Below are 13,654 nucleotides of genomic sequence, written 5' to 3'. Positions count from 1 at the left end.
CTCGTGCCTGGTTACGACTTGAGGGGTTTCAACAGCATGTTGATGAAGCGGCGGCCGCGCGATTCGGTCGCCTGGGGTTGCGCGGTACGGCCGATCACGATGCAGGAAATGTTATCGCGACCGCCATGCGCATTGGCCTGCTCGATCAACTGTTCCACCAGGTTTTCGAGCGTGTCGGCAAAGGTGCAGCTGGCCTGGATCTGCGCATCGGTCAGCTCGTTGGTCAAACCGTCGCTGCACAGCAGCAGCAGCTCGTCAGGCTTCAGGCTGCCAGCGGCGATGCCCACCTCCAACGGTGTCTCGCGGCCCAGGCAGCGCAGGATGATATTGCGCCAGGCGTGGCCCTGGGCAGCGGCGGGTTCGAGCTCGCCGGCGTCGATCATCATCTGCACCCAGCTGTGGTCGCGGGTGAGCTGTGCGATGCCGTCGGCGCTGACCAGATAGGCGCGGCTGTCACCGACCCAGGCCAGCTCGAAATCGCTGCCGTTGAAATGCGCCGCCACCAACGTGGTGCCCATGCCGTCATCGGTGGCGGCTTCCAGCACCGCCTGATTGGCCAGACGGACCGCCGATTCCAGCGGTTCGCCATCCTCCACGGCCTGACGCAAGGCCACCAGCGCCAGGCTGCTGGCCACCTCGCCGCACTGGTGCCCACCCATACCGTCGGCGATCGCCCAGAGTCCCAGCGTCGGCGCGCAGAGCAGCGCGTCTTCGTTATGGCTGCGCCTGCGCCCGGGCGAACTGTTTCCGGCGTAGTCCAGCAAGGAGTCGGAGAGGGTAGGTTGCATGCGTGGGCCCGCTGCGGCATGACATCGAGCAAGCATGATGCGTTGGGCCCGGGAGGCTGTCATCGGCTGGCAGCGGGGCAAGCGCAAAACTGTTAACTCGCGCAAAGGAGGGCAATGTCCCGCTGGCTGTGTTCCGGCTTTCGCGGCCCGCTGATCGGGCGGCTTTGCCTGATCGACGGAACGCGAAGGAGGCGTTTCGAAAGCGCTATCGGCTGAGCTCGTACGCACACATGTTGACCGTGGCGGCCAGATTCAGCGATTCGATGGCGCCGCAACCGGGGATGGTGAATGGCCGGGCGCCGAGTGCATTCAGCTGGTCGCGGGGCACGCCGCGGGCTTCATTGCCGAACAGGTAGCATTCGAAGGTTGTGAAAGCCGTCGATTGCACAGGCTCACCCTGCATATCTAGGCAGGCGATGCGGGCAAAGCGCGTGCGCAACGAATCCAGTGCCACATCCAGTTCCATCGGCGCATGGAAGATGGCGCCCATGCTCGAGCGCACGACCTTGGGGTTGTACGGGTCGACGCTGCCGGGGCTGAGCAGGCAGCGGAAGTTGCCGAACCAGGCCAGCGTGCGCAGGATGGTGCCGAGGTTGCCCGGGTCCTGGATTTCATGCAGGTAGATGGCGCGTTCGCCTGCGACAGGTGCCGAGACAGGCGCATCCGGCATCGGCACCAGTGCCACGATGCCTTGCGGGGTCTTGGTATCGGCGATCTGCGCCATCTGGCGGTCACTGATCAAGTGGGTCTTGAACGGGCTCTGCCATTGTTCGTAGGCATTGGTCACATACAGCTCGCTGCCCTGCAGCAGCGGGTTGAGCGGGGCCGCTTTCTGCAGCTCCAGCACCAGATGCTCGCCCTCCACCAGAAAACGCCCGAACTCGGCCCGGTACTTTTTCTGGTGCAGCTTTTTGATGTCGTCGAATTTCATCAAGGCGGCGCTCAGTGGCTCTGCACGGCGGTCTGCTCCGCTTCCGCCAGCATCGCCTTGGCCAGGGCCTCGGCGACCTTGATGCCGTCCACGCCTGCCGAGAGGATGCCACCGGCGTAGCCCGCGCCTTCGCCGGCCGGATACAGGCCGCGCAGGTTGAGGCTCTGCAGTGTTTCGCTGTCGCGGGTGATGCGTACCGGCGAGGAGGTGCGGGTCTCGATGCCGGTGAGCACCGCGTCAGCGCGATCGAACCCACGGATCTGCTTGCCGAAGGCCGGCAGCGCTTCGCGGATCGCCTCGATGGCATATTCCGGCAGCGAGGGCGCCAGATCGCCCAGGCGCACGCCCGGCTTGTAGGACGGCTCGACCTCGCCGAACTCGGTCGACGGCACGCCGCGAATGAAGTCGCCCACCAGTTGCCCGGGCGCGCAGTAGTCGCTGCCGCCCAGCTCGTAGGCGCGCGATTCCAGACGCTCCTGCAGCTCCACGCCGGCCAGCGCATCACCGGGGTAATCCTGCTCTGGGTTGATGCCGACGACGATGCCAGCGTTGGCATTGCGCTCGTTGCGCGAGTACTGGCTCATGCCGTTGGTCACCACGCGTCCCGGCTCCGACGTGGCGGCCACCACGGTGCCGCCCGGGCACATGCAGAAGCTGTAGACCGCTCGGCCGTTCTTGGCGTGGTACACCAGTTTGTAGTCCGCGGCGCCCAGCTCCGGATGGCCGGCGTACTTGCCCAGACGGGCCTGGTCGATCATGCCCTGCGGATGCTCGATGCGGAAACCGATGGCAAACGGCTTGGCTTCGATATGCACGCCCTGGCGATGCAGCATACGGAAGGTGTCGCGGGAGCTGTGACCCAGGGCCAGCACCACATGGCGGCTGCGAAGTGTCTCGCCATTGGCCAGCACCACGCCTTCGAGCTGGCCATCGTCGATCACCAGATCGGTGACCCTGGTCTCGAAGCGTACCTCGCCGCCGAGGGCGATGATTTCCTCGCGCATCGCGGCAACCACGCCGGTAAGGCGGAAGGTGCCGATATGCGGCTTGCTGACGTACATGATCTCTTCCGGCGCGCCGGCGCGGACGAATTCGTGCATCACCTTGCGGGCGTAGAACTTCGGATCCTTGATCTGGCTGTAGAGCTTGCCGTCGGAGAACAGGCCGGCACCGCCTTCGCCGAATTGCACGTTGGATTCCGGCGTCAGGGTCTTCTTGCGCCATAGCGCCCAGGTGTCCTTGGTGCGGCGGCGCACATCCTTGCCGCGCTCCAGCACGATGGGCTTGAAGCCCATCTGTGCCAGCAGCAGCGCGGCGAACAGCCCGCAAGGGCCGAAACCCACCACCAGTGGCCGCTCGGTCAGATTGGCCGGTGCCTGGCCGACCGGGTAGTAGCGCGTGTCGGGCGCCGGACGCACGTGGTTGTCGTCGGCGAAGCGCGCCAGGATCGCCGCCTCGTCACGGGCCTCCAGATCGATGATGTAGATGAACAGGATGACGCTGTTCTTCTTGCGCGCATCGTAGCTGCGCTTGAACACGGTGAAATTCAGCAGATCGGCGTCGCTGATGTTCAGGCGTTTGACGATGGCCTGGCGCAACTCATCGGCGGAATGATCGAGGGGCAAGGACAGTTCGGTGATGCGAATCATGGCGGTAATCCTGGCCGGTGACTCCGGCAGAGGAAGCAACGAGAGGGGGCGTGAGGCGCGGATTGTACCGGCGGCAAGCACGCCTGTCAGGCGGCGCCTACGCGGTTCCCCCGGGGCAGGTGCTGCGCCCGGCGCCCGCGGCCCGGCATTATCGGCTTATAATCGCCGCCAATTTGCCCGACAGTTGCGCAGGGTCCTGCCTGTTGGCGCGCGTCTTACCTTGATTCTCCGTGGTTGGCTCTATCATGAAACGATCCAAAAGCAGCCGTCGTTGGCTGGATGAACACGTCAACGATCCCTTCGTCAAACGCGCGCAGAAGGATGGCTTGCGCTCGCGCTCCAGCTACAAGCTGATCGAGTTGAACGAGAAGGACAAACTGATACGCCCCGGCATGCTGGTCATGGATCTCGGTTCCGCGCCTGGCGGCTGGTCGCAGGTGGCCGGCGGAATCGTCGGCGAGAAGGGCAGGGTGCTGGCCACCGACATCCTGCCGATGGGCGGGCTGGATAACGTCGATTTCGTTCAGGGCGACTTCACCGAGGACGCCGTGTTCCAGCAGATTCTCGACATGCTCGACGGCCGGCAGCCCGACCTGATCGTGTCTGACATCGCGCCGAACATCAGCGGCGTCGCCGCTGCCGACCAGGCTGCCTCGATGTACTTGGTGGAACTTACCCTCGACATGGTTCGCCAGGTGCTCAAGCCCGGCGGCAATTACGTGGTCAAGGTGTTCCAGGGCGAAGGCTCCGACGAGTTTCTCAAGGACGTGCGCAGCTCGTTCGAGAAGGTGGTGATCCGCAAGCCGGAGGCGTCGCGCCCGCGTTCGCGGGAGGTCTATCTGGTGGCCAAAGGCTTCAAGGGCTAGCGATTCGGCGTGACGCAAAGGCGGGTCCGAAGGCCGGCTGCCGCTGTTGAGCGTTCTGGCGGTGCGGTCTTGAGGAATGCGGATGCGCTTGTCGATCCCTTCTCATCCATGATTTTTCAGTTCCTCGCGTCTCCGCGCCATAGTCGATGGCGTCGAGTCGCGTAGGTAGGCGGCGTAGCCCTTCTTCCCTGGCCATCGGCGGCAACTTCGAAGCTGCCCGGTTGGCCATTCCATCCAGCCAGATGACCTCCCCACCAGCGCCGCGGCGAGCTCAGCGCGCCATATGCCATGCCGCGCTACTCGTGGGTATCGGGCGCAGAAAAGATTGTATACAATCTTTGACCATTCACATCTTCCTTGTATACAGTTGGCTTTCCATCCACCCGGCTTGCGGTTGAGTATCGGCAAGCCCTCCATGCACCTGGAGAACCATGGCAAGCACAACGTACTACGTCCCCAAGGGCGGACATCCCGAGCAGACTCAACTGCTGACCGATCGTGCAATGTTCACCGAAGCCTATGCAGTCATTCCCAAGGGCGTGCTGCGCGACATCGTCACCAGCCACTTGCCCTTCTGGGACAACATGCGCATGTGGGTGCTGTCCCGTCCGCTTTCCGGCTTCGCCGAAACCTTTTCCCAGTACATCGTGGAGCTTGGCGCCGGCGGCGGCAGTGACCGGCCGGAGCATGACCCGAACGCCGAGGGCGTGCTGTTCGTCGTGGACGGAGAGTTCTCTCTGACGATCGAGGGAACCCTCTACGACATGCGTCCCGGCAGCTATGCGTTCATACCGCCTGCTGCGAAATGGAGCGTGCGCAATACCGGAGCGGCGCCGGTACGTTTCCACTGGATCCGCAAGGGCTATCAGGCCGTCGAAGGCTTGCCCTACCCGGAGGCCTTCGTGACCAACGAGAACGATATCGAGCCGATCCCCATGCCGGGTACCGATGGCAAATGGGTGACCACGCGCTTCGTCGACATGAGCGACATGCGTCACGACATGCACGTCAACATCGTCACGTTCGAGCCGGGTGCGGTTATCCCCTTCGCTGAAACCCACGTGATGGAACATGGCCTCTACGTCCTGGAAGGCAAGGCGGTGTATCGCTTGAATCAGGATTGGGTCGAGGTCGAGGCGGGCGACTACATGTGGCTGCGCGCGTTCTGTCCGCAGGCCTGCTATTCCGGGGGGCCGGGCAAGTTCCGCTACCTGCTGTACAAGGATGTGAACCGACACATGGACCTGGGTCGTTTCAACCAGCGGGCCTGACCTCCAGTGCCTTCGCAGCGGCGAAGGCACCCTGCCTACCCTCGCGCGCAAACGCTCTGCTGCGCCTTTGCGCGCAGCGAGCTAGCCGATCCGCTGCAGGAACCGTTCGATCCGCTCCAGCACCAGTTCCGGTTGCTCTCGATGCGGAACATGGCCCACCCCCGAAAGCAGCGCCTGTTCGACCTGACCGCTGGCGTGGTCGGCGATCAGCTGCGGGTGGCGTTCTGAGCCGAACTCATCGTCATCGCCATGGATGGCAAGGCTCGGACAGCCGACTGCAGGCAGCGCGTGGGCCAGCGTCCATGTGGCGAAATCCGGCGCCAGCCAGGTATCGATCCATGCGCTCAGGACCCAGTCACTGCGCTCGCCGTGATAGCGGCGCAGACGTTCGCGTTGCGCGGGGTCGGCGAACCAGGCCCTGGCCTGGCGGATGCCTGAGAGCGTGCGCTGTTCGACGAAGGTAACCGCCGACATCGTGATCATCGCCTGGCAGGCTTCGGGATACCGCGCGGCGCAATGCACGGCCATGCTGCCACCGACGCTGTGTCCGAGCACCACGAAGCGCTCGATACCCAGATGTTCCAGCACGCAGGCGAAGCCATGCGCGGCTTCATCTTCGACGAAAGTTGGCGCGGGTGGGGCAGTCAAGCGGTCGGAGCGGCCGAAGCCCAGCCGGTCATAGGCGACCACTGTTCGACCGGTTGCCTGGGCGAGGGCGGATGGGAAGTCTTTCCATTGTTCGATACAGCCGAGCGACTCGTGCAACAGCAGGATCGGGGCGTGGTTCGGGCGCAGCGCGTCGCGCTCCGGGAACCAGCTGCGGACGAACATCCGGCCGTGGCTGCCGTCGATCCAAAGATCGGTCGGGCCGTCGCCGAGCAGGGTGCTGATGGTCATGGCGCTTTCCTGGAGCGGGGCGGAAGGCATAGCTGTACTGTTCTTTTACGTAAACGTCAACATGCGCGGATGAATGTATCGGCCATGGCGCATCGGCTCGAATGCACCGGGTGTGGCACAGACCGGAAAGCGGCGACGAAAAGGGCGTCGCGGTCAGTTCAGATGGCGCTGGAACCAGGCAATGGTGCGTTGCCACGCCAGCTCGGCTGCCGGCTCGTCGTAACGCGGCGTGCTGTCGTTGTGAAAGCCGTGGTGGGTGCCGGGGTAGATATAGGCCTCGTAGGGCTTGCCGGCGGCCTTGAGTGCGGCTTCGTAGGCGGGCCAGGTTTCGTTGACGCGCTCGTCCTGTTCGGCGAAGTGGAACAGCAGCGGCGCGCGGATCTTCTCCACATCCGCCGGGTCCGCCTGGCGGCCATAGAACGGCACGGCGGCGCCGAGTTCGGGGTAGGCCACCGATGCGGCGTTCGCCACCCCGCCGCCGTAGCAGAAGCCGGTGATGCCGACCTTGTCGCTGGTGGTCTCGTGGGCCATCAGCCATTCGATGGCGGCGAAGAAGTCGTTCATCAGCTTCTGCGGATCGGCCTGAGTCTGCAGTTCGCGGCCCTTGTCGTCGTTGCCGGGGTAGCCGCCGACCGAACTCAGGCCGTCGGGCGCCAGGGCGACGAACCCGGCCTTGGCCACGCGCCGGGCCACGTCTTCGATATAGGGATTGAGGCCACGGTTCTCGTGCACGACGACGATGCCCGGCACCTTGCCCTCGGCCTTGGCCGCGCGCACCAGATAGGCACGGACCTCGCCGTGGCCTCTGGGCGAGGGATAGCGGACATACTCGGCGACGATGTCGGGGTCGGTAAAGGCGATCTGTTGCGCCAGCGCATAGTTGGGCGTGAGCGCGTCGAGCACGGCGACCGCCGTCATGCTGCACAGGGTGAAGGCGGCGGCGCGGTCGAGGAATTCGCGGCGGTTGAGTTTGCCGTGCACGTAGAAATCGTAGAGCTCGAGCAGTTCGGGGGCGAAGTCTCTGGCAGTCAGACGTTCCATCGGCGGCTCCTTCGGTGGGGCGAAAGATGGCAGGGCGGTTGCGCTGGGTGGCAGCAGCCAGTGTAGACAGCCATGTCAGCACCGGTGCGGTTGCTGACGATTTACCGGTTCAGGCCCTGGATTCGCCGTCGCGGCGCGGCGGGCGCGAAGTGGACGGCGGTTCGACGACCGTCAGTAGACCATCCTTGCCTAGATGCAGGCGCAGGTAATCCTCGGCGAGCAGCAGCTGGCCGGCGTAGAGCGCAGCGGCTTCGGCGCGCAGGTCCTCGATCGAATGGCCGCGGCCGACGTGCTTCTGATAGCGCGCGCTGAAGTGGGTCAGCACCAGGTTGGGCAAACCGACCGCCTGGGCGAAGCGCGCCACGGTGGCGGCCGTGCTGTGGCCGAAGTCGTTGCGGGCGTCGTTGGCCACGGCCTCGGTGTAGGTCGCCTCGTGCACCAGCAGCTGGGCATCGCGGCAGGTTTCGGCCAGCAGGTCGGGGCGGTCGTTGTCGCCCCCGACGACGATGCGCCGCGGGCTGCGGCTGAAGCTCAGGTAGTCGTGGCTGCGCAGCACGCGCCCCTCGTGCTCGATGTCGAAGCCGCGCGCCAGCTGGCCCCAGAGCGGGCCGCGCGGCACACCGTCATGTTCCAGACGATCGATGTCCAGCCGCGGATCGGGGCGCGCCTCGCTGAAGCTGTAGCCGTAGCAGGGCACGCGATGGGACAGCTCGGTCGCCTCGATGCGCATGTTCGGGCTGCGCCATTCGTCCAATGTCTCGACCGCATGGAAGTCCAGCTCGTAGCTCAGCCAGCTCTGACTCATGCTCAGGGTGGCGCGTACCCAGGTCTCGATGCCCTGCGGGGCGATGATCGTCAGCGGCGCCTTGCGCCCCATCATGCCTGCGCTGGCCAGCAGGCCGGGCAGGCCGTAGCAGTGGTCGCCATGCACATGGGTGATGCAGATCGCGCGCAGGTCGTGCAGCGACAGCGGCGTGCGCAGCAGACGATGCTGGGTGCCCTCGCCGCAGTCGATCAGGTACCAGGCCTTGCCGGTCTCTTCCAGCAGTGCCAGCGCGCTGACGTTGCGCGCGCGGGTCGGGGTGCCGGACGAGGTACCGAGAAAGAGCAGGTCCACGGGCATGTTCTCCAGAGGGGGCTGGCTAGTATGCCGTACGACCGGGGGAGCGGTCCCGGGGTTGCGTCCTCAGGCGCTGCGGGCGAGCTGCTCGTCGATGAAGCGGCCATCGTCGGAGCGATCCAGCAGGGCAGTCAGCAGACCGCTGGCGCGGTTGACCTCACCACGGTCGATGCAGCCGATGGCCTCGTTGAGCCGCTCGCGCCATTGGGCGTCGGTTGCCGGCGCCGGGGCCGGCGCGATGCCGATCAGCTCGTCCAGGTCCGTGGGCAGGCTGACGATCATGTCATCCAGCGACGGCATTGGTTGTACCGGTGCCGCAACGGGGGCCGGTATGTGGTCAGGGCCGTGGCCGAGGTATTCGTCCATGGTCATCTCCGTCACGACTGGCACCTGGCGCTGGAACGGGTTGATGTCAGGGAAGGACGCTTCCGCCCGCTTCACGCCGGCCGGTCGGGCCTCGACCATGATTGCCGCCGTGGCGGCTGCGCTGGCGCGCCGGCGCTGTAGCAGCAGGCCGCCCAGCAGAAACAGCACGGGAAGGGCGAGCAGCCAGGGGCTGGCGAGGCTGTCCGGCTGGTCCGTCATAGCGGGCGCGGCAGGCGCGGGAACCGGGGATGCGGGTGCCTGGCGCTCCACGCTGACTTCACGGGGCCCCGGCGCCGTGACGACGGCAGATTCCGCGGCGAGCGGGCTGGTCTCGCGTTGCGCCAGGCTCCGCTGTGCTTCGGCGAGCAGGCGATTCTGCGCATCCATCTGCGCCTGCAGGCTCAGCACCTGGGCTTCGAGTTGGCTGAGCACATCCACCAGGCCGCGATCAGCTGTCACTGGCGTCTGCCGCGCGGTGTGCTCGGGAGGAGGTATCGCTGCGTCGGCGGCCACCTCGGTCGTCGGCCTGGGCGTGGCAGGTTGCAGTCCGTCCGGCAGCAGCAGATCGGCGCCGACCCGCAGGCGGTTGCGGTCACCGCCGATGAAGGCGTCCGGGTTGAGTGCGTAGAGGTCGGCCATCAACGCTTCGTGCGAGCCGACAGCACGGCCTGCAAGCCGCTGGGTGATGGCCCAGAGGCTGTCGCCGGGCTGGATGCGATACCGCGTGCCCTGTTCGACCGCAGGCAGCACGCGAGCGTGCGGCGGTTCCACGGGTGGTGCGCTGACGATGGCCGGTGCTTGCGGCTGGGCACGCGGCAGCGCCGGCAGGTCGGGCTGGTACAGTGGCGGGTCGAGCAGCAGGGTGTACTCGCGCAGCAGCTGGCCGCCCGGCAGGCTGAGCTCGACGATGAAGTTCAGGTACGGCTCGTTCACCGGTGCGGTGGAGCTCACGCGGATCCGCTGGCCGCTGCCGTCGAGCGCCGGCACGAAGCTCAGCTTGGCGAGGAAGTCGGGCCGCTCGACTCCGGCGCGGGCAAACACATCGCTCGGTGCCAGGCGCACCTTGATGTCATCGGCACCCAGTCCGCGCGCGTCAATCAGCTCGATGTCAGCCGTGAGCGGCTCGGCCAGCGCCGAATGCAGACGGATCTCGCCCAGCCCGATGGCGCTGGCCAGGGGCGTGTAGCAGGCGGCGAGCAGGAGCAGGGGCCAAACGGCAAGACGAAAGGACGACATAAACATTCCGGGTGCCAGCAGGGCTGTGGCCGACGGCGCCGTGCAAGGCAGCCGGGCCGTGCGGGGGCTTATGGCAATTCGGCCGGCCCGCAGCGGGCGCTGCAGTCATCATGGCTCGTATGATGGCATTTTGCTAGCCACTTCACAGTTTTCGGATCGGTGGCGGCTGATTCACGCGCGCGACACATCAGCTCACAGATGCCGAGGGCACCCCCGGCACGACTAAAGGTTGCTGAAAGCTTTGTTTCGTAGCCTCCCGCTCCCCCTGCTGCTTCGGCCGGACAAGAATAAAGAGGAGGTAAGCTGTGTTGACCCTGATTGGTCTGTTGACCATCTGCAGCCTGGTGGTGCTGCTGCTCGTAGGACGGATGGCGCCCATTCTGCCGCTGATTCTGGTACCGCTGGCGGGCGCTTTGCTGGCCGGCTTCGGGCTGGAGGCCATCACCGGGTTCTTCACCGACGGCCTGGGCAAGGTGATCTCCATTGCCACGATGTTCGTCTTCGCCATCACCTTCTTCGGCGTGTTGCAGGACACCGGACTGTTCCGCCCGATCATCGGAACCATGGTGAGGCTGACCCGCGGTAATGTCATCGCCGTAACGGTGGCCACCGCGTTGATCGGCATGCTGGCGCACCTGGACGGCGCGGGCGCGACCACCTTCCTGCTGACCATTCCGGCACTGCTGCCGCTCTATCGCAAGTTGGGCATGAGCCCTTATCTGATGTTGCTGCTGCTGGCGCTCGGTGCAGGCATCTTCAACATGGTTCCCTGGGCCGGCCCGCTGGGGCGGGCCGCGGCGGTGACCGGTATCGAGGTCACCGAACTGTGGCGGCCGCTGATCGCCATTCAGGGCGTCGGCGTGGTTCTGCTGGTGGCGCTCGCCGTCCTGCTTGGTCGGCGGGAGCAGCGGCGTATCGCCTCAGGGGCTGGCGGTGCGGATGCCGGCGTACTGGTCGAAAGCCACCACAGCCTTCACGAACCCACCGAAGAAGAGCGCGCCCTGGAGCGGCCGGGCCGACTCTGGATCAACGGCGGGTTGTTCCTGCTGGTGCTGATTTCGCTGTTCGCCGGCGTGCTGCCGGCCGGCTACATCTTCATGATCGGTCTGTCGCTGGTGCTGCTGATCAACTACCCCGGCGGCAAGGCTCAGATGCAACGCATCGCGGCCCATGCGCCCGCCGCCCTGAGCATGGGCATGATCATTCTGGCAGCGGGCTCCATGCTGGGGATATTCACCGGTACGGGCATGCTGACCTCCATCGCCCAGGACCTGGTGCAGATCCTGCCCGCCTCGGTCGTGCCCAGCCTGCACATCATCCTTGGCGTCTTCGGCCTGCCGATGGAGCTGATGCTGAGCACCGATGCCTATTACTTCGGTCTGCTGCCGGTGACGCTGGAAGTGGTGGCGAACCATGGCGTGGAGCCTGCCAGCGTGGTGTACGCGATGACCATCGGCAACATCATCGGCACCTTCATCAGCCCGTTCTCGCCCGCGCTCTGGCTTGCGCTTGGCCTGGCCGGTCTGGATCTTGGCCGGCACATCCGCTACTCGCTGTGGTGGATGTGGGGCTTCTCGCTGGTGCTGTTCGCCGTGGCCTGGGCTCTGGGGATGTTCTGAGCCCGTTCGCCAGCCGCGCACCGCACTGCAGCCGTCGACTTGCGTCTGAAGGCTGCCGATGCGGCGCGCATGAGACCCGAGCTTACAGGTACTTGAGCCAGGCGATGTCCCGGCGCCGGGCCTTGAGCTCGGCAAACCAGCGCACGGCCGGGTACAGCGCCACGGCCAGCACAACGGTCCACAACCACAGCGGCCAGACCGCCTCGAAGCCGAAGTGGCTGCCACGGTTCAGGCCCCAGATCGCCACCGCGGCGAGGTAGAGCAGCTTCAGCACGTAAAGGTGCAGCAGATAGAAGAACATCGGCGCTGCGCCGAACACCGTCAGCGGGCGCAGCCAGGCGCGATCCTGGCGGCGCTCGAAGTGGCGCAGCAGAAGCAGGCCGGTGCCCAGGGTCAGGCAGAGGAACAGCAGTGACGGCGGATATTTGGTGATGTTCAGCAGGCTCATCAGAGTCCGCAGTCCATCCTCGCCAACCACCCAGGGCTGCTCGCCGTAACCGTTGATCAGGCGTAGCAGAACGAACAGCAGCAGCGCGGCCCTGCCCCAGTTGGCGAGGTTGTGCTGACGGCGTTCGGCATCGGCGTTGCGTCCGAACCAGGGGCCGGCGGCGTAGCCCAAGGCGATCACGCCGATCCAGGGCAACAGCGGGTAGGAGGTGCGCAGCCGCAGGCTGTCCGAGACCTCAAGCCAGCCGCGATCATGCAGGATGGCCCACGGCAGGTGCATGGGTGATCCGACGGGGAAGTGCAGCGGATCGAGCAGGTTGTGCCCGCCGATGATCAGCAGTCCGAGCAGCACCAGCCACGGGCGTGGCAGCCAGAGCAGCGCCGAGAGGGCGAGCATGCTCAGGCCGATGGCCCAGATCACCTGGAGGTAGATGACTTGCGGCGGGAACTGGAAGGTCCAGGCGAAGTTGACCAGGGTGAACTCGAGCGCCACCAGAAACAGCCCGCGCTTGAGCAGAAAGCTCGACACCGCGTGGCGGTCCTGATGCTTTTCGCCATAGAGGAACGCTGATAACCCGGTCAGGAAGATGAATACCGGTGCGCACAGGTGCGCCAGGGTGCGGCTGAAGAACAGTGCCGGCTCGGTGACCGCCACGTCCATCGGATCCGGCACCTGCATGTGCAGCAGAAAGGTTTCGCGGACATGGTCCAACAGCATGAACAGAATCACCAGGCCGCGCAGCGCGTCGATGGATTGAAGGCGCGCCGCAACGGGCGAGGTCAGGTCGGGGGCGGGCATGCACGGCTCATGGCAGAAGTTCGCGGACAACGGGCGCGGAGGCCTTGAGGACGTGATGCCTCTCGGCCTGGGTACGGCGGCGCCCGGCAAGGTGCGATACGTTATAACAAAAGTGCCGTGCATCCAAACGCCTGTCCGTCCCGCGCGCCGCTGTGCTGCTTCGGGGGCGACAGCGGCGCGGGGGCGAGGCTGGCGTCACTCGCAGTTGACCATCCAGGACAGACCGAAGCGGTCGGTCAGCATGCCGAAACGCTCGGCCCAGAAGGTCTTCTCCAGCGGCATGATCACCGTACCGCCTTCGCCCAGGGCAGCGAACAGCTGCTCGGCCTCGGCCACGCGGGTCGGGTGCAGGGAAATCGAGCAGCCCTTGATGCCTTCGTACGGTCCTCCGCCACAGGTGTCTCCGGGCAGCGTGTCGGAGGCCATCAGCGTGCTGTCGCCGAGGTTGAGGCAGGCATGCATGATTCGCTCGCGGTACTCGGCGGGGAACTGCTCGGCATCCGGCGCCTGGGCGAAGGTCATCAGCTCCAGGGTCCCGCCCAGTACCTGCTGGTAGAAGGTGAAGGCCTCGCGGGCATTGCCGTCATAGGTGAGGTAGGTGGAAAGCTTCATCTTCGTGCTCCT

General features: G+C 65.6%; 12 protein-coding genes. 3 read left to right on the top strand and 9 right to left on the bottom strand.

Annotation, left to right across the window (positions count from 1 at the left end; genetic code table 11):
• Window positions 1-11: 11 nt before the first annotated feature.
• From PSTAB_RS14855 to PSTAB_RS14845, 3 genes are all read right to left on the bottom strand, one after another.
• On the bottom strand, window positions 12-788 hold the full coding sequence (locus tag PSTAB_RS14855) for a PP2C family protein-serine/threonine phosphatase (protein ID WP_013983574.1): 777 nt from the start codon (window positions 786-788) through the stop codon (window positions 12-14).
• A 205-nt stretch (window positions 789-993) separates the two neighbouring features.
• Window positions 994-1,719 carry a TrmH family RNA methyltransferase gene (locus tag PSTAB_RS14850; RefSeq protein WP_013983573.1) on the bottom strand — a complete coding sequence of 242 codons (726 nt, stop codon included), beginning with the start codon at window positions 1,717-1,719 and terminating at the stop codon, window positions 994-996.
• A gap of 11 nt (window positions 1,720-1,730) precedes the next feature.
• Window positions 1,731-3,368, bottom strand: a complete 1,638-nt coding sequence (locus PSTAB_RS14845; protein ID WP_013983572.1) for an NAD(P)/FAD-dependent oxidoreductase — start codon at window positions 3,366-3,368, stop codon at window positions 1,731-1,733.
• A gap of 245 nt (window positions 3,369-3,613) precedes the next feature.
• On the opposite strand from PSTAB_RS14845, the gene rlmE reads away from it, so the two are divergent.
• Window positions 3,614-4,234, top strand: coding sequence for a 23S rRNA (uridine(2552)-2'-O)-methyltransferase RlmE (gene rlmE / locus PSTAB_RS14840; protein ID WP_013983571.1), 621 nt, complete (start codon window positions 3,614-3,616; stop codon window positions 4,232-4,234).
• 431 nt (window positions 4,235-4,665) lie between these two features.
• Window positions 4,666-5,505: a bifunctional allantoicase/(S)-ureidoglycine aminohydrolase gene (locus tag PSTAB_RS14835; protein WP_013983570.1), complete on the top strand. Its 840-nt coding sequence runs from the start codon at window positions 4,666-4,668 to the stop codon at window positions 5,503-5,505.
• Window positions 5,506-5,586: 81 nt separating this feature from the next.
• On the opposite strand, the gene PSTAB_RS14830 is transcribed toward PSTAB_RS14835, so the two are convergent.
• From PSTAB_RS14830 to PSTAB_RS14815, 4 genes are all read right to left on the bottom strand, one after another.
• Window positions 5,587-6,402: an alpha/beta fold hydrolase gene (locus tag PSTAB_RS14830; protein WP_013983569.1), complete on the bottom strand. Its 816-nt coding sequence runs from the start codon at window positions 6,400-6,402 to the stop codon at window positions 5,587-5,589.
• A gap of 153 nt (window positions 6,403-6,555) precedes the next feature.
• Window positions 6,556-7,443 (bottom strand): YghX family hydrolase, encoded by an 888-nt coding sequence (gene yghX, locus PSTAB_RS14825; RefSeq protein ID WP_013983568.1) that lies wholly within the window; start codon window positions 7,441-7,443, stop codon window positions 6,556-6,558.
• Window positions 7,444-7,552: 109 nt separating this feature from the next.
• Complete coding sequence (locus PSTAB_RS14820) at window positions 7,553-8,560, bottom strand: ribonuclease Z (protein WP_013983567.1); 1,008 nt, start codon at window positions 8,558-8,560, stop codon at window positions 7,553-7,555.
• A gap of 69 nt (window positions 8,561-8,629) precedes the next feature.
• Complete coding sequence (locus PSTAB_RS14815) at window positions 8,630-10,165, bottom strand: type IV pilus assembly protein FimV (RefSeq protein ID WP_013983566.1); 1,536 nt, start codon at window positions 10,163-10,165, stop codon at window positions 8,630-8,632.
• 305 nt (window positions 10,166-10,470) lie between these two features.
• Here PSTAB_RS14815 and PSTAB_RS14810 point away from each other — a divergent pair, with 305 nt between their 5' ends.
• Complete coding sequence (locus PSTAB_RS14810) at window positions 10,471-11,784, top strand: CitMHS family transporter (protein ID WP_013983565.1); 1,314 nt, start codon at window positions 10,471-10,473, stop codon at window positions 11,782-11,784.
• Window positions 11,785-11,866: 82 nt separating this feature from the next.
• Here the strand turns inward: PSTAB_RS14810 and PSTAB_RS14805 are convergent, their stop codons facing one another.
• Together PSTAB_RS14805 and PSTAB_RS14800 are read right to left on the bottom strand one after the other, a co-directional pair.
• The gene (locus PSTAB_RS14805) at window positions 11,867-13,030 is read right to left on the bottom strand and encodes an acetyltransferase domain-containing protein (RefSeq protein ID WP_011914042.1); all 1,164 of its coding nucleotides are present in this window, start codon (window positions 13,028-13,030) and stop codon (window positions 11,867-11,869) included.
• Window positions 13,031-13,225: 195 nt separating this feature from the next.
• Entirely contained in the window at window positions 13,226-13,642 is a 417-nt protein-coding gene (locus tag PSTAB_RS14800; protein WP_011914041.1) for a VOC family protein, read from the bottom strand.
• Window positions 13,643-13,654 lie beyond the last annotated feature (12 nt).

The sequence above is a fragment of the Stutzerimonas stutzeri genome, from assembly GCF_000219605.1.
Classification (GTDB): Bacteria; Pseudomonadota; Gammaproteobacteria; order Pseudomonadales; family Pseudomonadaceae; genus Stutzerimonas; species Stutzerimonas stutzeri.
The sequence above is the reverse complement of the archived record's forward strand: the minus strand, read 5'-3'. Positions and strand labels throughout refer to the sequence as shown.